Annotated in this window: 14 protein-coding genes, 1 tRNA gene and 1 pseudogene; 12 read left to right on the forward strand and 4 right to left on the reverse strand. The window is 72.1% G+C overall.

What is annotated here, in order from left to right:
* Positions 1–94 precede the first annotated feature (94 nt).
* On the reverse strand, positions 95–1,108 hold the full coding sequence (locus ACGF2V_RS02245) for a sugar phosphate isomerase/epimerase (RefSeq protein ID WP_362704160.1): 1,014 nt from the start codon (positions 1,106–1,108) through the stop codon (positions 95–97).
* 148 nt (positions 1,109–1,256) lie between these two features.
* Here ACGF2V_RS02245 and iolC point away from each other — a divergent pair, with 148 nt between their 5' ends.
* From iolC to ACGF2V_RS02265, 4 genes are all read left to right on the forward strand, one after another.
* On the forward strand, positions 1,257–2,522 hold the full coding sequence (gene iolC, locus ACGF2V_RS02250) for a 5-dehydro-2-deoxygluconokinase (protein WP_392910656.1): 1,266 nt from the start codon (positions 1,257–1,259) through the stop codon (positions 2,520–2,522).
* A gap of 55 nt (positions 2,523–2,577) precedes the next feature.
* Complete coding sequence (gene iolB, locus ACGF2V_RS02255; protein WP_362704164.1) at positions 2,578–3,558, forward strand: 5-deoxy-glucuronate isomerase; 981 nt, start codon at positions 2,578–2,580, stop codon at positions 3,556–3,558.
* Positions 3,555–5,435, forward strand: coding sequence for a 3D-(3,5/4)-trihydroxycyclohexane-1,2-dione acylhydrolase (decyclizing) (iolD, locus tag ACGF2V_RS02260; RefSeq protein WP_362704167.1), 1,881 nt, complete (start codon positions 3,555–3,557; stop codon positions 5,433–5,435). Before iolB ends, iolD begins: the two co-directional genes overlap by 4 nt.
* Before the next feature lie 105 nt (positions 5,436–5,540).
* Positions 5,541–7,040: a CoA-acylating methylmalonate-semialdehyde dehydrogenase gene (locus ACGF2V_RS02265; protein WP_362704169.1), complete on the forward strand. Its 1,500-nt coding sequence runs from the start codon at positions 5,541–5,543 to the stop codon at positions 7,038–7,040.
* Between the two features lie 207 nt (positions 7,041–7,247).
* On the opposite strand, the gene ACGF2V_RS02270 is transcribed toward ACGF2V_RS02265, so the two are convergent.
* Positions 7,248–7,673 (reverse strand): hypothetical protein, encoded by a 426-nt coding sequence (locus ACGF2V_RS02270; protein ID WP_362622710.1) that lies wholly within the window; start codon positions 7,671–7,673, stop codon positions 7,248–7,250.
* 517 nt (positions 7,674–8,190) lie between these two features.
* Between ACGF2V_RS02270 and ACGF2V_RS02275 the strand changes: the two genes are divergently transcribed.
* From ACGF2V_RS02275 to ACGF2V_RS02295, 5 genes are all read left to right on the forward strand, one after another.
* Entirely contained in the window at positions 8,191–8,685 is a 495-nt protein-coding gene (locus tag ACGF2V_RS02275) for a transglycosylase SLT domain-containing protein (protein ID WP_362622707.1), read from the forward strand.
* A 262-nt stretch (positions 8,686–8,947) separates the two neighbouring features.
* Positions 8,948–9,580 (forward strand): DUF4291 domain-containing protein, encoded by a 633-nt coding sequence (locus ACGF2V_RS02280; protein WP_362622748.1) that lies wholly within the window; start codon positions 8,948–8,950, stop codon positions 9,578–9,580.
* Between the two features lie 223 nt (positions 9,581–9,803).
* Entirely contained in the window at positions 9,804–12,563 is a 2,760-nt protein-coding gene (locus tag ACGF2V_RS02285) for an alpha/beta fold hydrolase (protein ID WP_362704172.1), read from the forward strand.
* Entirely contained in the window at positions 12,560–13,480 is a 921-nt protein-coding gene (locus ACGF2V_RS02290) for an ABC transporter permease (RefSeq protein ID WP_362704174.1), read from the forward strand. The genes ACGF2V_RS02285 and ACGF2V_RS02290 overlap by 4 nt, the downstream gene beginning before the upstream one ends.
* A gap of 375 nt (positions 13,481–13,855) precedes the next feature.
* A complete protein-coding gene (locus tag ACGF2V_RS02295; RefSeq protein WP_362622699.1) occupies positions 13,856–15,373 on the forward strand; it encodes an FG-GAP repeat protein in 1,518 nt (505 codons plus the stop codon).
* Between the two features lie 67 nt (positions 15,374–15,440).
* On the opposite strand, the gene ACGF2V_RS02300 is transcribed toward ACGF2V_RS02295, so the two are convergent.
* Positions 15,441–15,800 (reverse strand): zinc ribbon domain-containing protein YjdM, encoded by a 360-nt coding sequence (locus tag ACGF2V_RS02300; RefSeq protein ID WP_362622697.1) that lies wholly within the window; start codon positions 15,798–15,800, stop codon positions 15,441–15,443.
* A gap of 62 nt (positions 15,801–15,862) precedes the next feature.
* Between ACGF2V_RS02300 and ACGF2V_RS02305 the strand changes: the two are divergent.
* A pseudogene (locus ACGF2V_RS02305) lies at positions 15,863–16,063 on the forward strand (pyridine nucleotide-disulfide oxidoreductase); the annotation flags it as partial.
* A 191-nt stretch (positions 16,064–16,254) separates the two neighbouring features.
* Here ACGF2V_RS02305 and ACGF2V_RS02310 read toward each other — a convergent pair.
* A tRNA-Arg gene (locus tag ACGF2V_RS02310) sits at positions 16,255–16,327 on the reverse strand.
* Positions 16,328–16,653: 326 nt separating this feature from the next.
* Between ACGF2V_RS02310 and ACGF2V_RS02315 the strand changes: the two genes are divergently transcribed.
* A complete protein-coding gene (locus ACGF2V_RS02315; protein ID WP_362622746.1) occupies positions 16,654–18,366 on the forward strand; it encodes an ATP-binding protein in 1,713 nt (570 codons plus the stop codon).
* Positions 18,354–20,759: a GTPase gene (locus ACGF2V_RS02320; protein ID WP_392910462.1), complete on the forward strand. Its 2,406-nt coding sequence runs from the start codon at positions 18,354–18,356 to the stop codon at positions 20,757–20,759. Before ACGF2V_RS02315 ends, ACGF2V_RS02320 begins: the two co-directional genes overlap by 13 nt.
* The last annotated feature ends 7 nt before the right edge of the window (positions 20,760–20,766 follow it).

A 20,766-nucleotide genomic window follows, 5' to 3' on the forward strand; every position in this document is an offset into this window, starting at 1 on the left:
GCGAGCGGCGGGTGGTCTGCCTGGAAGCGCTGGAGCCGGGCGCGCGGCGCCGGGGCGTGCGTGTCGGCCGAGGCGGTCGGAGCGGTTCGGCGTGTCAGCCGGCCCGGTGCGGTCCGGTCGGCACGTCGTTCCCACGCGGGTCGGCCGGCAGACCGTTCCCGCGCGGGTCGGTCGGTGCGTCGGGGCGGCGCGGGCCGCCGCAGGAGCGGAGGTACTCCCGGGTGCGGCGGGCGATGGGGAACGGCTTGTCGGGCGGGCACGGGTACATGTCCTGCTCGACGATGGCGAAGAGGTCGACGTCCAGGGCGCGGGCCGCGGCGAGCACGGGTTCCAGCGCGGGCACCCCGCCCGGCGGTTCGCACATCACGCCCCGCGCCACGGCGGGCCCGAACGGCACCTCGTCCGCCACCACTCGGGCCAGGACCGCCGGATCGACCTGCTTGAGGTGCAGATAGCCGATCCGCTCGCCATAGGTCTCGATCAGTTCGACGCTGTCACCGCCGCAGTACGCGTAATGGCCGGTGTCGAGGCACAGCGCGACCAGATCGGGATCGGTGGCGTCGAGGAAGCGGCCGACGTTCTCCGCCCCGTCGATGTGGGTGTCGGCGTGCGGGTGGACGACGACGCGCAGCCCGTACCGGTCCCGCACCTCCCGGGCCAGCCGTTCCGTCTGGGTGGCGAGGTCGCGCCACTGCTCCGCGGTCAGCTCGCGGTCCTCCAGGACCTCGCCCGTCCGGTCGTCGCGCCAGAACGCCGGGATGACCACCAGATGCCCGGCTCCCATCGCCCGCGTGAGTGCCGCGACGTCGGCGACATGCGCCCACGTCCGGTCCCACACGCCCGGCCCGTGGTGCAATCCGGTGAAGACCGTCCCGGCCGACACCCTGAGCCCCCGGCGGCCGGTCTCGTCGGTGAGCCGGGCCGGATCGGTCGGGAGATAGCCGTACGGGCCCAGCTCGATCCACTCGTATCCCGCCTCGGAGACCTCGTCGAGGAAGCGCTGCCACGGCACTTGACGCGGATCGTCGGGGAACCACACCCCCCACGAGTCGGGTGCCGAACCGATGCGGATGCGCGACGGAGCCGGTGCTCGGGAGGGAGGGGCCATGCGGTCAGCCTTCCGGCCCCCGGAACCCCTGTCAATCATTCGTCCTTATGTCCGGACATAGTGTTGACAGGTGTTCAGGAGGCGATTAGACCTTGAACAGCCGTCGGTGCCGTCGGTCGAAGGGATGTGCACGCCCATGCCTGAGCCGCTGCCCGAGCCGTACGACGTGATCACCATGGGCCGCATCGGTGTGGATCTCTACCCCCTCCAGATCGGTGTGCCACTCGCCCGTGTCGAGACGTTCGGGAAGTTCCTCGGGGGCTCGCCCGCCAACGTGGCCGTCGCGGCAGCCCGGCTCGGCCGACGGACCGCACTGGTGACACGCACCGGACGGGACGCCTTCGGGGACTATCTCCGCCGGCAACTGCGGGAGTTCGGGGTGGACGAACGGTGGGCGACGCCCGTCGACGCGTACCCGACGCCGGTCACCTTCTGCGAGGTCTTCCCGCCGGACGACTTCCCGCTCTACTTCTACCGCCGCCCCAAGGCCCCGGACCTGGAGATCCGGATCGCGGAACTGGATCTCGACGCGATCCGGTCCGCCCGGGTCTTCTGGGTGACGGGCACCGGCCTGTGCGCCGAGCCGAGCCGCACCTCGACCCTCGCCGCGCTGCGTGCCCGCGACCGGTCCGGCATCACCGTGTTCGACCTCGACTGGCGCCCGATGTTCTGGGACGACATCGCTGCGGACACGGCCACCCCATCGGATGCGGCCACCCCATCGGACGCGGCCACCCCATCGGACGCGTCCATCGCGCCGAACGCGTCCATCGCGCTGGACGCCCCCGGTCACGCACCAAGCAGCCCCGGTCAGGCACCGAACGCCCCCGGTCAGGCGCCGGAACCGGACACCCCCGGCGCCCGCTACCGCGAGGCTCTCGCCCTCGCCACCGTCGCCGTCGGCAACTTCGACGAGTGCGCGATCGCGACCGGTGAACGCGAACCGTACGCCGCCGCCCGCGCCCTGATCGCCGCGGGCGTCGAACTCGCCGTCGTCAAACGGGGCCCCGAGGGCGTGCTCGCCGTCCACCGCGACGGCACGGTGACGGACGTGCCGCCGCTGTCCGTCGAGGTCGTCAACGGTCTCGGCGCGGGCGACGCGTTCGGCGGTGCGCTCTGCCACGGGCTGCTCGCCGGCTGGGACACCGCGCGCGTCATGCGGTACGCCAACGCCGCCGGGGCCATCGTGGCCTCCCGGCTCTCCTGCTCGTCCGCCATGCCGTTCCCCCACGAGGTCGAGACGGCCGTGGCCGAAGGGGCCGTCGCCTCCCGCCGAGCCGGACCCACCTCGTGGGCCCCAACGACGAGTGGGACCGGCAGGGCAGGGCACGGGCGGGAAACGGCAGGGCAGGGCCACGGGCGGAAACGGACAGAACCGGGCCAGAGGCGGGGAACGGGCAGGGCAGGGCAATGAGTGCGGGACGGGACGGGCAGGGCAGGGCGACGGGTAGGAAGGGGTAGGAAGAGCCATGACGACGGATGGCGACGAACGGCGGTACCACCTCCGCGCGGGCAGCACGGCGAGAGGCCCCTACACCCTCGACATCTCCCCGGAACGCGCCGGCTGGGACCGGTCCGGCCTGCGCGTGCTCGCATTGGAGCCGGGCGGAATCCACACGCTCGTCACCGGGGAGAGCGAGTGGATCGTCCTGCCGCTGACGGGTGGCTGTACGGTGCACATCTCAGGTGAGATCTTTGAACTGCTGGGCCGGGAAAGCGTGTTCAGCGGGGTGTCCGACTTCGTCTACCTACCGCGCGACACCCACGCACAGATCGCCTCCGGCGCAGGAGGCCGCTTCGCCCTGGCAGGAGCGAAGTGCGAGCGACGACTCCCCGCTCGCTACGGCCCCGCGCCGGAGGTTCCCGTGGAGCTGCGCGGCTCCGGGAACTGCTCCCGCCAGGTCAACAACTTCGCCGCCGCCGACACCTTCGAGTGCGACCGGCTGATCGCTGTCGAGGTCCTCACGCCCGGCGGCAACTGGTCGTCGTACCCGCCGCACAAGCACGACGAGCACCGCCCCGGTGCCGAGTCCGTGCTGGAGGAGATCTACTACTTCGAGGTGGAGCGCGACGGCCTCGGCTACCACCGGGTGTCGCCGTCCCGTTCCGGCGGCACGGACGTCCTCGCCGAGGTTCGCGGCGGCGACGCGGTCCTCATCCCCGACGGCTGGCACGGCCCGTCCATCGCCCCGCCCGGCCGAACGCTGTACTACCTCAACGTCATGGCGGGCCCGGGTAAGGAGCGGGAGTGGCTGATCACCGAGCATCCCGACCACGCCTGGATCCGCGACACCTGGCCGTCGCAACCGGTGGACCCGAGGCTCCCGCTGCACGGCCCGGCCCCCGCGCACGGCCCGGCCCCCGCGCACGGACCGGAGACCAGGGCGGAGAAGACCAGGACGGAGATCAGGACCGAGACCGCGGACGACGGACCGGAGGCACGCCCGTGAGCACCCGCCGACTCACCACCGCTCAGGCCCTGGTGGCCTTCCTGGCCCGCCAGTACACGGAGCGCGACGGCCGCAGACAGCGACTGATCAGCGCCACCTGGGGCATCTTCGGCCACGGCAACGTCGCCGGGATCGGCCAGGCGCTCGTCGAGTCCGGCCGGTCCATGCCGTACTTCCAAGGCCGCAACGAGCAGGCCATGGTGCATGCCGCCGTCGGTTACGCCCGCCAGACCGACCGGCTCTCCGCGCACGCCGTCACCACCTCCATCGGCCCCGGCGCCACCAACCTCGTCACCGGAGCCGCCCTCGCCACCGTCAACCACCTCCCCGTCCTGCTCCTGCCCGGGGACACCTTCGCGACCCGGCCCGCCGACCCCGTGCTCCAGCAGCTCGAAGTCCCGTGCGCGGGCGACGTCTCCGTCAACGACTGCCTGCGCCCCGTCTCCCGCTACTTCGACCGGATCACCCGCCCCGAGGCCCTGGTCCCGGCCGCCCTCCGGGCCGTGCGGACGCTCGCCGACCCGGCGGAGACCGGCGCGGTCACGCTGGCGCTGCCGCAGGACGTGCAGGCCCAGGCGTACGACTGGCCGGAGGAGTTCTTCGCCGAGCGCGTCTGGTACGTGCGCCGCCCCGCCCCCGACCCGTACGAACTTCAGCGGGCGGTACGGGCCGTGCGCGGCGCCCGCCGGCCGCTGATCGTGGCGGGCGGCGGCGTGCGCTACAGCGGGGCCGGGCAGACCCTCGGCGCGTTCGCCTCCGCAACCCGCATTCCCGTCGCCTCCACCCAGGCGGGCAAGGGCTCCCTGCGCCACGACCACCCGGCGGATGTCGGCGGCATCGGCCACACCGGCACCGCGACCGCCGACGCGCTGGCCCGCCAAGCCGACCTGGTGATCGGCGTCGGCACTCGCTACTCCGACTTCACCACCGCCTCCGCCACCCTCTTCCGGAACCCGGCGGTCCGCTTCCTCAACGTCAACATCACCGGGTTCGACGCCCACAAGCTCGGCGCGCTCACGCTCGTCGCCGACGCCCGTACCACGCTGAAGGCGCTCGACGTGGAGCTCGCCGCGCACCATCACCGCGTCGACCCGGCCTACGAGACCGAGTACACCGATGCCAAGGAGGAGTGGGAACGCCGGGTGACGGCCGCGTTCACGGCCGACGACCCGGATGCCCGGCCCACCCAGGCCCAGGTCCTCGGCCTCCTCGACGCGCTCGTCACCGAGGACGACATCCTGATCAACGCGGCCGGTTCGCTCCCCGGCGACCTGCACAAGCTCTGGCGGGCCCGTTCGCCGCACCAGTACCACGTCGAGTACGGCTACTCCTGCATGGGCTACGAGATCCCGGCCGCGATCGGGGTCCGGCTGGCCGCCCCGGACCGCCCCGTCTGGGCCCTCGTCGGCGACGGCACGTACCTGATGAACCCCACCGAGATCGTCACCGCCGTACAGCAGGAACTGCCCGTGAAGCTCGTCGTGCTCCAGAACCACGGCTACGCGTCCATCGGCGGCCTTTCCGAGTCGGTCGGCGCCGAGCGCTTCGGCACCGCCTACCGTCACCGCGCCGACGACGGCACCTTCACCGGCCCGCCGCTGCCCGTCGATCTCGCGGCCAACGCCGGCTCGCTCGGCATGCGGGTTCTGCGTGCCAGGACGGTGCGCGACCTGCGCGAAGCCCTCGCCGAGGCGCGCGCCTCGGACGTTCCCACTTGTGTCTACGTCGAGACCGAAACGGCAGACACAGTGTCGGGCCCTCCTCCGGCGCAGGCGTGGTGGGATGTTCCCGTGGCCGAGACGGCCACCCGGCCGTCGGCTGTGAAGGCCCGCGAGACGTACGACCGGCATGTCGCCGGCAGACGTCACCACCTCTGACGCCGCGACGGCGGCTCAGGCACCCGAGGACCGTCCGCGTCACCGCACCGCCACCGCCATGCAACACCTGAAGACACCTGAAGACGCCACCGAAGGAGCTCCGTCATGAAGACCGTCAACCACTGGATCGGTGGCAAGACCGTCGAGGGTGCGTCGGGCAACTACGGCCCGGTCACCGACCCGGCCACGGGCGAGGTCACCACCCAGGTGGCGCTCGCGTCCATCGAAGAGGTCGACGCCGCGGTCGCCGCCGCGAAGGAGGCATACGCCACCTGGGGCACGTCCTCGCTGGCGACCCGCACCGCGATCCTCTTCCGTTACCGCGCGCTGCTCGACGCCCGCCGTGGGGACATCGCCGCTCTGATCACCGCCGAGCACGGCAAGGTGCACTCGGACGCGCTGGGCGAGGTGGCCCGCGGTCTGGAGATCGTCGAGCTGGCCTGCGGCATCACGACGCAGCTCAAGGGCGAGCTGTCCACCCAGGTGTCCAGCCGGGTCGACGTCTCCGCGATCCGGCAGTCGCTCGGTGTCGTCGCGGGAATCACTCCGTTCAACTTCCCGGCCATGGTGCCGATGTGGATGTTCCCGCTCGCGATCGCCTGCGGGAACACGTTCGTGCTCAAGCCCAGCGAGAAGGACCCGTCGACCGCCAACCTGCTGGCCGAGCTGGCCGCCGAGGCCGGTCTCCCGGACGGTGTGCTGAACGTCGTGCACGGTGACAAGGTCGCCGTCGACGGTCTGCTGAACCACCCGGACGTGGCCGCGGTCTCCTTCGTGGGCTCCACCCCGATCGCCCGCTACATCCACGCCACCGCCTCCGCCAACGGCAAGCGCGTCCAGGCGCTCGGCGGGGCGAAGAACCACATGCTGGTGCTGCCGGACGCGGACCTCGACGCCGCCGCCGACGCCGCCGTCTCCGCCGCGTACGGTTCCGCCGGTGAGCGCTGCATGGCGATCTCCGCGGTCGTCGCGGTCGGCTCCATCGGTGACGAACTCGTCGCCAAGATCAAGGAGCGCGCCGAGAAGATCAAGATCGGCCCGGGCAACGACCCCTCCTCCGAGATGGGCCCGCTGATCACCGCCGCCCACCGCGACAAGGTCGCCTCCTACGTCACGGGTGCGGCGGCCCAGGGCGCCGAGGTCGTCCTGGACGGCACCGGCTTCACCGTCGAGGGCTTCGAGAACGGCCACTGGATCGGCCTCTCCCTCCTCGACCGCGTGTCCACCGACTCGGACGCGTACAAGGACGAGATCTTCGGCCCGGTCCTGTGCGTGCTGCGGACGGAGACGTACGAGGAGGGCGTGGCCCTCATGAACGCCTCGCCGTTCGGTAACGGCACCGCGATCTTCACCCGCGACGGTGGTGCCGCCCGCCGCTTCCAGCTGGAGATCGAGGCCGGCATGGTCGGCGTCAACGTGCCGATCCCGGTACCGGTCGGCTACCACTCCTTCGGTGGCTGGAAGGACTCCCTCTTCGGCGACCACCACATCTACGGCAACGACGGTGTGCACTTCTACACCCGGGGCAAGGTCGTCACCACCCGCTGGCCGGACCCGGCCGACGCCCCGGCGGGTGTGGACCTGGGCTTCCCCCGCAACCACTGATCCACCACCCCTTTCCGGGGCCCGCCATCCACCACCCCGCCCGACGGCCCGCCCGGACGCACCCCTCGTGTCCGGACGGGCCGTCACCCGTTCGTCCGGGGCCGGTAGACCACGGGCCCGGACGGCCACCGCGGGAGTGCAGACCGCGGTCCCGAGGCAGGCCGTGGGCCGGGAACGGGGCGCTTGCGTCGGGGCGGACGTGGGTGCTCACATGCGCCGCAGCCCCGCGTACTGGAGCGCTCCCATCCCTGCCACGGTCAGCCCCTGGAACACGATCCAGCCGTTGCCGATCCCGGTCGCCGTCAGCGCGTCCACGAGGACGGTGACGACGCTCGCCACGGCCCAGGCGGTGTTCAGGGCGATGACGACGGTGACCGCGCCCCTGCTGAGGTCCGCCCGGCGGGAGACGGACAGCACCCACGCCGCGTACACCGTCAGGAACACGCCCACCGCGTATTCCACCGAGCGCGGCACGCCGAGAAACGAGTCCAGGACGGTGGCGAGCGCGAGATAGCCGATGCCGTTGGCGCCGGTGAGGATCACGTCCGCCATGAGGGCCATCCGGAGCAGTCCGTCGGTGCGGGCGATGCCCGTCGTGCCCGCGGGGTCCGTACTCGCGTTCCGGTACGACATCACTGGGTTCTCCTGTCGTTGTCATGCGGTCGGCGATGGTGCGTGCCGCACGAGGAAGGTACGAACGGGCGCGGCATCCGCTCAATTACCTCCGAGGTCATGCACGTCGATAGTTCCGAGGTCATGCACGTCTGTACCTCCGAGGGGCGGGGCCGTCACGTGCGGCAGGGCCTGTTCGAGGGTGCCGCAATGAATGCGCCGCGCGAATGAATGCGCGGAGCATTTCTCGTATGACGGTGAGTGAATAAGGCGCTTTTTCTGTGACCCGGGCCACGTGATGCGCGCCACTTTTATGCCGATTCGGGACGTTTGTCGTGTGGGGTGGGTCATGTGGCGGCGGTCACTATGAGGCGGCCTAGTAGGACGTTCGGGCGGGCATGCGCGGGGTTCTACGGCATTGGTCGGTCATTTCCCGTGCCACGTACGATTCGTTTTAGTAAAACCGCCTCGTTGACTTGGATTTCCTCCTCGCATAACAATTTTTGACATCACCACCCGATCGAAGAGGAATTGCTGAATGCAGATCACTGCGATGTCCAAGAATTTCGCTCGCACGACCCGCGCCAAGAAGGCTTCGCTGGGTGTCCTCGTGGCCGGTGCGGCGATCGTCGCCGGCACCGTCGGTGGAGCCCCGTCCGCCTCGGCCGCCACTCCGGCCCAGGCTCCCGCCGCCGCTCCCACCCAGTCCGGCGGTGGCAACGTGGACGCCTGGATCAAGCAGGCGCTGGAGGTCATGCGTGCGAAGGGCATCCCGGGCTCGTACGAGGGAATCCACCGCAACCTGATGCGTGAGTCCGGCGGCAACCCCAACGCCATCAACAACTGGGACTCCAACGCCGCCAAGGGCATTCCGTCCAAGGGGCTGCTCCAGGTCATCGACCCGACGTTCAACGCCTACCACGTCGGCGGGACGTCCCAGAACGTCTATGACCCGGTGGCCAACATCACCGCCGCCGCGAACTACGCAGCCCACCGCTACGGCTCCATCGACAACGTCAACTCCGCCTACTGACAGGGGAGTCGGGACCGCGCGACCGTTCCGGGGCCCGAGGGCCCCGGGGCGGAAGCCCGGAACGCACCGGAGCAGGGGAGCCGTCACGGCTTCCCTGCTCCGGTTTTCGGCGTCCACACGCGGGTGCGGGACAACTCGCTCGCGGCGCACCACCCGCCGATGCTGTGATGAGGCCATGACCGACCCGACCACGGCCACCACGGCCACCGCGCCCGCCGCGCCCACCATGGCCGCTGTGACCTCCTCAGCCACTCCGGCCGCCATGACCACCACGACCGTGCCGGTCAGGCCGCAGCACGAGATCCGCGCCCAATACACGGACACGACCATCACCGTCTACCAGGCGTACGCCCCGTTCATCGGGCAGCCGGCGGCGCGCGACGGGCGTTTCCCAGAGGCGTGGAAGCGCGACCGCATGACATGGATCAAGCCGAGCTTCCTGTGGATGATGTACCGCTGCGGCTGGGCCATGAAGGAGGGTCAGGAGACCGTCCTGGCCGTCGAGATCACCCGTGAGGGATTCGACTGGGCGCTGACCCACTCCGAACTCTCGCATTACGTGGGCGGAGTTCACACCGACCGTGCCGCCTGGCAGGGCAGCCTGCGCCGGAGCCCGGCCCGCGTCCAGTGGGACCCGGAACGCGACCTCCGCCTCGGCCGGCTCCCGTACCGGTCCCTGCAACTCGGCCTGTCCGGCGAGGCGTCGCGGCGGTACGCGGACGAGTGGACGGTCTCGATCCGCGATGTCACCCCGCTGGCCCGGCGTGTCCACGAACACGTGACGGCGGGGCGGCTCGACGAGGCGGCCGAGCTCCTGCCGCGGGAGGTGCCGTACCCGCTCGGCGGTGCGCCGCTCCCGGTGGTCGGAGCGACTGCGGAGCCACGAAGAAGCTGAACGGCATCGGCGCGGTCCTCTTCCCGTTCGCGCTGCGGCGCCCCACGGGGTGGATGAGCCCGGTCATCGGAGTCGTCCGGGGGCTGGCGTGCCTCGGCCTCTCTCGCCCCGCGGCGTACCGCGTACGGAGTACGCCGTGCCGGGACGTACGCCGTGCGGCGGCCCGAGACTTCCCCCTGGCGGCTGCCCGTGCACGGCGGCCGTCCGCTTAGGGTCGGGAACCATGGAGACCCCTGAAGCGCGTACGTCCCGGCGGCGGCCTCCGCTGCCTCGTGTACGCGGACGTGGAGGCGGGCACGGACGAGGACGAGGGCGGGGGCGGTGGGCCGCGGGCCTCGCGGCGCTCGCCGTACTGGGCGCCGCCGGGACGTGGAACGCCGTGGCCGACGACGGCGGCCCCGCCGTGCACCGCCAGGACCGGACGATGCGTCTCGACGGTGTGTCCCTCGACACCTCGTACTTCACCACCGGCGGCACCGAACGGCGCCCGGCCGTCCTGATCGGGCACGGGTTCGGTGGCAGCAAGGACGACGTGCGGGCGCAGGCCGAGCGGCTGGCCGGTGCCGGGTACGCCGTCCTGACCTGGTCCGCCCGGGGGTTCGGGAAGTCGGGCGGGGAGATCTCGCTCAACGCCCCCGACCGCGAGGTCGAGGACGTCTCCCGGCTGATCGACTGGCTCGCGGACCGGCCCGAGGTGCGGCTCGACGCGAAGGGCGACCCGCGCGTCGGCGTCACCGGCGCTTCCTACGGCGGGGCCGTCTCGCTGCTCACCGCAGGGTATGACCGGCGCGTCGACGCCGTCGCACCGCAGATCACGTACTGGAACCTGGCCGACGCGCTCTTCCCCGACGGGGTCTTCAAGAAGCTGTGGGCCGGAATCTTCGTCACCACGGGCGGCGGCTGCCAGAAGTTCGAGAAGCGGATCTGCGCGATGTACGAACGGGTCGCCGTCACCGGGAAGCCCGACGCCGCCGCGGGCACACTGCTCACCGAACGGTCCCCGAGCGCCGTCGCCGACCGCATCGAGGTGCCCGCGCTCATCGTGCAGGGCCAGTCCGACTCCCTCTTCCCGCTCGGCCAGGCGGACGCCATGGCCCGAGCCATCAGCGGCAACGGCGCACCGGTCGCCGTCGACTGGATCGCGGGCGGACACGACGGCGGTGACCTGGAGGCCGATCGGGTCCAGGGCCGGATCACCGACTGGTTCGACCGGTACCTCAAGGACGACACGAGCACCGACACCGGGCCGGCCTTCCGCGTCACCCGGACCGGAGGCGTCGACTCCACCGACGGCGCCGCCCGTACGCGTGGGGCGAGCAGCGCCACGTACCCGGGACTGGGCGGCGACGAAGAGGAGACGATCGGCCTCGGACGGCGGACGCGGACGTTCAGCAATCCGGCCGGGGCCAATCCGCCCGGCATCTCCGCCGTACCGGGCGTCGGCGGCGGGCTGACCCGGCTGTCCTCGCTCGGCGTCGGCCTCTCCATGGACTTCCCCGGGCAGTACGCGCGCTTCGACTCCGCGCCGCTGGACGGGGACGTACGCGTCACCGGTTCGCCGACCGTGCGGCTGAACGTGAAGGCGGACCACGGCGACGCCGTGCTGTTCGGCAAGGTGTACGACGTATCGCCGGACGGCGGGCAGCAGGTGCTGCCCGCACAACTCGTCGCCCCGTTCCGGATCATGCCGGACCAGCAGGGCCGGGACGTGGAGCTGACCCTGCCCGCCATCGACCACCGGTTCGACGCGGGGCACCGGCTCCGCCTGGTCCTCTCCGCCACCGACCTCGGTTACGCCTCGCCGGCCGAGCCGGCGACGTACACCGTGACCACCACCGGCCCGCTCACCGTCCCCACCGCCCCCGCCCTGAGGACGGCCGAGGCGGCCCTGCCCCGGTGGACGTGGGGGCTCCCGGTCGCCGCCGCGGTGATCGCCGCCCTGCTGCTGCTCACCGCCCGCCGTACCGCGCCCTCGTCGCCAGGCACCGCCTCCGACCTCGATCCGGCGCTCGCCGACGTGCCCCTCCGGATCACCGACCTGTCGAAGAGGTACGCCGGGTCCGCCGGCCTTCCCCGAGCTCTCAGCCTCGGTCGAGCAGGGGAGGCCCCGTTCGCGGTGAAGGACCTGTCCTTCCGGGTCGAGAAGGGGCAGGTGCTCGGACTCCTCGGACCCAACGGCGCGGGCAAGACCACCACCCTGCGCATGCTCATGGGCCTGATCACACCGGACGACGGCGAGATCCGCGTGTTCGGGCGGACCGTCCGGCCGGGCGCGCCCGTGCTGTCGCGCGTCGGGGCGTTCGTCGAGGGCGCCGGATTCCTGCCGCACCTGTCCGGGCGCGCCAACCTGGAGCTGTACTGGCGGGCCACCGGCCGCCCCGCCGAGGACTCCCGCATCGACGAGGCCCTGGAAATCGCCGGGCTCGGCGACGCGCTCGCCCGCGCCGTCCGCACGTACTCACAGGGCATGCGGCAGCGGCTGGCCATCGCCCAGGCCATGCTCGGAATGCCGGACCTGCTCATCCTCGACGAACCGACGAACGGGCTCGACCCGCCCCAGATCCGCGAGATGCGGGACGTGATGATCCGGTACGCGGCCGGGGGCCGCACCGTCATCGTCTCCAGCCACCTCCTCTCGGAGGTCGAACAGTCCTGCACCCACCTCGTGGTCATGGACCGGGGCAGGCTCGTCCAGGCGGGCCCGGTCGCCGAGATCACCGGCCCCGGCGGCATGCTGCTCGTCACCGCCGCGCGCGAACTGCCCGACCCCCTCGTGGAGAAGGTCGCCGCACTGCCGGGAATCGGCTCGGCCACGCGTACGGACGACGGAAGAGGGCTGCTCGTGCGCCTCGACGGGACCACCACCACGACGTCCGACCTGATCGCCGAACTGGTCCGGCTCGATGTGCCGTTGACCGGCGTCGGGCCGCACCGCCGCCTGGAGGACGCGTTCCTCACCCTGATTTCCGGAGGCTCCGCATGAGCGTCACAGAGACCGACGCGGCGATCGACGCGTCGGGAGCGACCGGGGCGTCCGGCCCCGAGAGCGGGACGGGGGCGCCCGGCTACCGCGCCCGGCGCACCCTGCCACTGCGTGTCGAGGCGGTACGCCAACTGCGCAGGCGCCGCACGCTGTTCATGGGCGGGGCGCTGGCCGTGCTGCCGTTCGTCCTGATCGCCGCGTTCGCGATCGGCGGCTCTCCGTCCTCGCGCGGCGGTGGTGGCGGGCGGATCACTCTGATGGACACCGCGACCGCGTCCGCCGCGAACTTCGCCGCGACCAGCCTGTTCGTGTCCGCGGGGTTCTTGCTCGTGATCCCGGTAGCGCTGTTCTGCGGCGACACCGTGGCGTCCGAGGCCAGTTGGTCCTCGCTGCGCTACCTGCTGGCGGCGCCCGTGCCCCGGGCCAGGCTGCTGTGGAGCAAGCTCGTCGTGGCGCTCGGCTTCAGCCTGGCCGCGATGGTGCTGCTGCCGCTCGTCGCACTGGCCGCCGGAGCCGTCGCGTACGGATGGGGGCCGCTCCAGCTCCCCACCGGCGGCGCGCTCGACGCCTCGACGGCGATGTCGCGGCTGGCGCTCGCCGTCGCGTTCGTCTTCGTGTCCCAACTGGTCACGGCTGGGCTGGCGTTCTGGCTGTCGACGAGGACCGACGCCCCGCTGGGCGCCGTCGGCGGGGCGGTCGGGCTGACGATCGTCGGCAATGTGCTGGACGCCGTCACCGCGCTCGGCTCCTGGCGCGCATTCCTGCCCGCGCATTGGCAGTTCGCGTGGGCGGACGCGCTCCAGCCCGAGCTGGAATGGGGCGGCATGGTGAAGGGGGCGTCGGTCTCGGTGGCGTACGCGCTGATCCTTTTCGCGCTTGCCTTCAGGGGGTTCAGCCGCAAGGACGTGGTGTCCTGAGCCGCTGCCGCCCGTACGGCAACCGGAGGCCGTTCGTGAGGAGACCGGTTGCGCGGGGCCATGCGCGCGGACCGACCGCGCGTGGCCGTTCGTGCGGCCGACTGCGCGTGGCCGTTTCGTACGGACCGACTGCGCGGGGCCGTTCCGCAGGGTTTTCCACGGGCCGTTCCACGGGGTTTTCCGCGGGGCTTTCCGTGGGGCTTTCCGCGGGCAGGATGCCGCGTACGCGTGTGAGCATGGTGCCGCGTACGGGTGGAGGTGCTGTGACGGTAGCGACCGGCCGCGCAACCAACGCGTCCGGCAGCCGGTCCGAGTGTGCAGAGCACCGGTACACATCCGAAGTGCCGGTACATACACCCGAACGAAGGAATCCGCATGGCATCCCGCGTTCTCGGAACCGCTGCCGTTCTGGCCGCCGTCGCCGTGGCGAGCGCCGCCACCGCCCTGCCGGCCGCCGCCGTCCCGACCACCGCCCAGGCACCCGCGCCCACGCCCGAGTCCGCCGCATCCGCCCCCGCCCAGCCCCCGGGGCGCGACGACTTCAACGGGGACGGCTACCCGGACGTGGCGTTCACCGCGCCCGGCGCCACCGTCGACGGCAAGGCCGGGGCCGGCTACGTGGGCGTGGTGTACGGCTCCGGCAGCGGCCCGCGGACCTCCACCAAGCAGGTCCTCACCCAGAACTCGCCCGGCGTGCCGGACGGGGCCGAGGCCGGTGACGCGTTCGGCAGCTCGCTGGTCTCCGCCGACCTGGACCGGGACGGGTACGACGACCTCCTGATCGGCGCGCCCGGGGAGGCGGCCGGCACGACCGAACAGGCCGGTTCGCTCACCGTGGTCTGGGGCGGGGCGCAGGGCCTGTCCGGCGGAGCCACGCTACTGACCGGCGAGGAGCGGTATGACGGGATCGGCATCAGGACCGCCGTGGGCGACTTCGACGGCGACGGGGCCGTCGACGTCGTCACCCTCGGAAGGGGACAGGGCGACACGCATGTCCTGTCCGGCCCGTTCGGGCGCGACGGCAGTCCGGCGGCTCCCGTCAGGGTGATCCGCGACATGGACGACCTGCGCTACCTCGACATCACTACGGGCGACTTCGACGGCGACGGCCGCGACGACCTGGCCGCGGTGGTCCACGACGGCGACGAGTACGACGCCCGGCGCATCCTCATCCGCGAGGGCGGCGACACCGGCCTGAACGAGGAGTACACCGTCGTCGAACGCGCGGACGGCCACCGCCTCCAGGGCGGCGAGACCATCACGGCGGGCCGGGTGAACGGCGACACGTACGCCGACCTGGTCGTGGGCCGCCCGGTCGACGGATACGACAGCGACGTGGATCTGCCGCTCGCCAAGGGCGGCATGATCACCTACGTGCCGGGCGGCCCCACCGGCCCGCGGGGCGACCGGGCCCGGGTCCTCAACCAGGACAGCCCCGGCGTCCCGGGCGCCGCCGAACGGTCCGACGGATTCGGCGCTTCCGTCTCCATCGGCGACGTGAACGGCGACGGCTACGGCGACATCGCCGTCGGCGTCTCCAGTGAGGACCTGGGCACGACGAAGAACGCGGGCTCGGTCCTGGTCCTCCCCGGTACCGCGTCAGGCCCCACGGGCAAGGGCACGGTGGGCTTCAACCAGGACACGGCGGACGTCCCCGGCGCGGCCGAGCCCAACGACCGCTTCGGCGCCGCCGCGACCCTGGTCGACGCGAACCGCGACGGCCGCGCCGAACTGCTCGTCGGAGCCCCCGGCGAGAACACCGACGCGGGCTCCCTCTGGGTCTTCCCGACCACCGCCTCCGGCCCGACGGCCAAGGGATCGTTCACCTTCGGCCACGGGACGCTGGGCACGACCCCGACGAACGCGAGGCTCGGATCGTCGTTCAACCGCTGACCGGCAGACTCTCCGCGGGACCGGTCCCCGCCCCGTTCGCCCGGGTGTGACCGGTCCCGCATCGAGGTCAAGCCTTCTTGACCACGCCGGACTTGAGCTGCATGGCCCCGAACCCGTCGATCCTGCAGTCGATGTCATGGCCGTCGACCCCGTCGACGAGCCGGATGCCGCGCACCTTCGTGCCCGCCTTGATCCCGGAAGGGCTGCCCTTCACCTTGAGCGCCTTGACGACGACCACGCAGTCCCCGTCCTTCAGCACGTTGCCGACGGAGTCCCTGATCACCCGCTCCCCGGAAGCGCCCTCGTCCTGCGCGTCGCTCTCGGCGGGGACCCACTCGTGGCCGCACTCGGGACACACCACCAGGGCGTTCATCTCGTAGGTGTACTCGCACGAGCACGTCGGGCAGGGCGGCAGATTCTCGATCACCTCGGTACGGTAACTTCCGGATATCTGAATTGCGAAACTCTGCAACTGATCGTCTTGCGCGCAGTCGGCCCGCCGCACCGTCCGGCGACCTCGTCCGAGGCACCGACGGATACTGCCCGCCGACCGACCAGCACCCCCGCGTCATCGTGGCCGACGACGTCCGAGCGGCCCGCTTCCAACGGATCACGACCGCCCTCGGCTCCGGCAGCGAGGCGGCGCTGCACGCCTATTACGCGGCCAGGGAACTGCTTGCCCAGGGCTGAGGCAGGTCACGGGACGCGATGGCGGTGACGTTCGGAAAGCAATCCCCGTGACCAGCGAGGCCGAGGTAGTGGTTACGGCTGCCGTCGTCATTCAGGACCACCCGACCCCGGTTCCCGGTGACCCCCGCCCCCGGCCGAAAGCTGCCCCCGACCAGCAAAAAGACCCTCCCGAAGGAGGGTCTTGCGATGTGCGCCCCCGGCAGGACTCGAACCTGCGGCCAAGTGCTTAGAAGGCACCTGCTCTATCCACTGAGCTACGGGGGCCGGTGGTGGCCTCGGTGGCCAGGAGCCCTGGGCCGGGCCAGCCGGTGACCTGCCGGAACAAGGATAGGGCCCTGATCGCCTCGTACCGGTTGCTTCACCTGCGTGGCACGATGTGGAGGTTCGGTGAAGTGAACCGATAATCGCAGGTGGAGTCGATTCGTGCATCGCTTTTTACGACTCCCGCCCCGGGTGTTGTGTACTCGTTATGCCTGCGCCCCACTCGTCCCCTCTGTCCTGACTTGAATTCTGCGGAGGAACCGGCGCGCAGGGGTGGCTATACGCTTCAAAAAGGCTCCAAAATTGGGCATTCTTCGCATGTGGTGACCTTGGACGTACGGCCTCAGCTCATCGACGCACTCTCCGCCCTGCGCGACCGTGTCGCCGCCGTGCGTCTTCCGCTTCCGCTGCCAGGGGCCGCTCGCGCCCGCCGGACCCGGAGCGAGTTGCTCGCCCAACTCGACGACTATCTGCTTCCCCGGCTCAAGAATCCCGAAGCGCCCCTGCTCGCGGTCATCGGAGGATCCACCGGGGCCGGGAAGTCGACCTTGGTCAATTCGCTGGTGGGGCGGCTGGTCAGCGAGGCCGGGGTGCTGCGGCCGACCACGCGCACGCCGGTGCTCGTCTGCCACCCGGACGATCACCACTGGTTCGCGGGGGCCCGCGTCCTGCCGCAGCTCACCAGGGTCTGGCTGCCGCCGCAGGAGACGCGGGACATCGACGGACGCGAACGCCTCGGCGGCCTCGACGGTCTCGGCGGGGCCGACGACCTCGACGGTTTCGACGACGGCGAGGACGAAGGCGTGGAGGACGGGACCACACTGCGCGTCGAGACCGCCACCGGGCTGCCGCGCGGGCTCGCGCTGCTCGACGCGCCCGACATCGACTCGCTCGTCGTACGGAACAGGGTGCTGGCCGCCGAGCTGATCTGCGCCGCGGACGTATGGGTGATGGTCACCACGGCCTCGCGCTACGCCGACGCGGTGCCCTGGCATCTGCTGCGTACCGCCAAGGAGTACGACGCCGCACTCGTCACCGTCCTCGACCGGGTGCCGCACCAGGTGATCGCCGAGGTGTCGCGGCAGTACGGGGCGCTGCTCACCCGGGCCGGTCTCGGCGAGGTGCCGCGCTTCACCATCCCGGAACTGCCCGAATCGGCGGGCGGTGGCAGCGGGCTGCTGCCCACCACCGCCGTCGCCCCGCTCAGGGCCTGGCTCAGCCACCGTGCCCAGGACCCGGCAGCCCGCCAGCAGGCTGTCGGGCGCACCGTGGCCGGGGTCATCGCCTCGCTGGACGTACGGCTGCCAGCGCTGGCCGGGGCCGTCGCGGCGCAGCACGCGGCGGCGGTGCGGCTGACCGCGGTCGTCGAGGACGCGTACCGCGCCGAGGCGGACCGGGTCGAACGGCGGCTGCGCAACGGTGGCGTGCTCGCCGGGGACGCCCGTACCCGGTGGCGCGGATACCCCTTGTACAGCACGTCCGAGGAACTCCTCGAATCGCTGGTGGAAAGCCTCGGCGCGCTTCTGCGGTGCGCCGTGGCCGCCGCCGACGAACAGATCCGCACGGCCTGGCGGCGTGAACCCGCGGCCGGCGCGTTCGGCTACGGAGGCATCGGCTACGGGGACATCGGCCGGGAGGCCGGGGGGTGGGGGCCGGCCGAGGACATCGAGGGCCGGATCGCCGTGGCCGTACGGCGGTGGCGGCGCGTGCTGGAGGAACTGGCGGAGGAGGAGGTCCGCCGGCTCGAACGCAACACCGCACCCGACGTCGAGACGGTGGCGGCGCTCCTGGCCGCCGCCCTGCTCGGCGGGCGGCGTACCCGCGCCGCAGGGGAGCAGCTCGCCGAGCGGATCGGGGCCCAGGGCGCGCTGCGGCTGCGCGACAGGGGCGGCGCACTGCTCACCGACTGCGTAGGCCGGGTGCTCGACGAGGAAGGCGACCGGCGGCTCGCGCCGCTCGACGCCCTCGACGTGGCCCCGGAGCCGCAGGCCGAACTCATCGCCGCGCTGTCCGTACTGCAGAAGGAGAGGTGGCAGCGTTGACTGCCGTCATCGACGAGGGGGCGAGCCGGGGCGCCGGTGCCGCGTCTCCCGACGACCACGACCGTTCTGGCCATGACCGTTCTGGCTATGACCTTTCTGGCCATGACCGTTCTGACCGCGACCGTTCTGATCGCGGTCGTTCTGACCGGGACCGTTCTGACCGGGACCGTTCTGACCGGGACCGTTCTGGCCGTGATCATCCTGACCGTGACCGTCCTGATTGCGGTCGTTCTGAGCGCGACCACGACGGTCCTCGTCATGAACACGACGGCCCGTATCGCGACCTCACCCGCTGGGATCCCGATCGGGAGTGCCCGCACGACGATCAGGGCCACCAGGGCGGTGAACAGGAACGATCGAGCCGGGGGCAGTCGGTCGACGGGCGTGCGGACGTCCCGGCGACGACAGCGGGCTGGAACGACGGGCTCATCGCCCGGCGCGCGGCTGTCAGGGCGGTGTCCGCCGAGTCCGGTGACGGCCCGGACGACGGCATGCGGACCCAGGTCGAGGCATACGCACCGTCCGGCGGGCCGCTGCGGCCACGGCTCGACGCGCTGCGCGAACTCGTCGGGCTGTCCAGGGCCCGGATCGACGCGGGCGCCCTCGCCGAAGCGGGACGGGTGCTCGACGAGGCGGCGGCCCGCCGCCGGCTCTCCTCCCGGCACACGGTCGTCGCCGTCGCCGGAGCGAGCGGCAGTGGCAAGTCGACCCTTTTCAACGCGCTCGCGGGTGCCCAGATCTCCGAAGCCGGGCTGCGCAGGCCGACCACCTCCGCACCCCTCGCCTGCTCCTGGACCGACGGGGCCGCCGGGCTGCTCGACCGGCTCGCCATTCCCGGCCGGCTCAGGCGGCGCCCACAGCAGGGTGCCGCGGGCGCCGACGAGGCGCTTCAGGGGCTTGTCCTCGTCGACCTGCCCGACCACGACTCCGCGGCGGCCGGGCACCGAGAACAGGCGGACCGGGTGCTCGCGCTGGTCGACGCGGTGATCTGGGTGGTCGATCCGGAGAAGTACGCGGACGCGGCCCTGCACGAGCGCTATCTGCGGCCGCTCGCCGGGCACGCCGAGGTCACCTTCGTGGTGCTCAACCAGATCGACAGGCTGCCGGGCGATGCCGCCGACCAGGTCCTCGACGATCTGCGCCGACTGCTGGACGAGGACGGCATGGCGCTGGGCGAACACGGCGAACCGGGTGCCACCGTCATGTCCCTGTCCGCGCTCACCGGCGAGGGCGTGGGCGAACTGCGCCACCTGCTCGGCCGGTTCGTCCAGGAGCGCAGGGCGGCGGCGCTCCGTCTCTCCGCGGACCTGGACGCCGCCGCGGCCAGGCTCCGTCCGCTGTACGTCGCCGAGGGGCGGACCGGTCTCGGGGAACGGGCCCGGGAGGAGTTCGCCGACCGGCTCGCGGAGGCCGTCGGGGCGGCAGCGGCGGGCCAGGCGGCCGAGCGGGAGTGGCGCAGCAACGCGGAGCGGGCGTGCGGCACGCCATGGCTGCGGCTGTGGCGCCGGTACGAGTCCACGCGGCGGCCGGGACGTCCGGAGTGCCCGGCGGGGTCCGCGTCGCCGGAGGACCGGCTCACCGCCCGGCAGGGTGTCGAGCAGGCGGTCCGGATCCTGGCGGACGAGGCCGCAGGGGGGCTGCCGGCCCCCTGGGCACAGGCGGTGCGCGAGGCGGCGGTGACCGGCGCGGAGGGGTTGCCACAGGCGCTGGACGAACTGATCACGAGCGTCACGGGAGGGGAGGGAGTGGGCGGTACTGGTGGCGCGGCGGGCGCGGCCGGTGCGGACGATGTGGACGGCGCGGTCGGCATCGGTGGGGACGGCGGCGACGCGCGTGGTTCGGCCGGTTCGGGTGGTGCGGCAGATGGCGGGGATGTGGTCAATGGAGACGAGGTCGGTGGTGTGGGTGTGGCGGGGGGTGCGGATCGTGCGGGTGGTTCGAGGAAGGGGGTGAGAGCGGTGGTGACCGGCGCGGCCGGAGTGCTCGGCGGGTCCGGCGCGGGGCACGGCGGTCGCGCGGGGGCGAGGCCGCCGCGGCCCGGATGGTGGCCCGCCGCAGTGCTGGCCCAGACGTCGATGACGTTGTTGCAGGTCTTCGGCGGTCTGTGGCTGGTGGGTCGGATCACCGGTGTGCTCGAATCCGGATTCCTCGTTCCCGCGCTGGTGATGCTGGCAGGTGTCGTCGGGGGGCCGCTGGTGGAGTGGTCGTGCGTGGCCGCGGCGCGGGGGCCCGCGCGGCGGTACGGGCAGGAGGCCGAGCGGCGGTTGCGGGAAGCGGCGGCGGCCTGCGGGCGGGCGAGGGTGCTCGACCCGGTGGCGGCGGAACTCGTGCGGTACCGCGAAGTGCGGGAGCGGTACGCGGCGGTGACGGAGTTTTCCACAACTGTTCGGTAGTCCACAG

Source organism: Streptomyces sp. NPDC047982, from assembly GCF_043204165.1.
Taxonomy (GTDB): Bacteria; Actinomycetota; Actinomycetes; order Streptomycetales; family Streptomycetaceae; genus Streptomyces.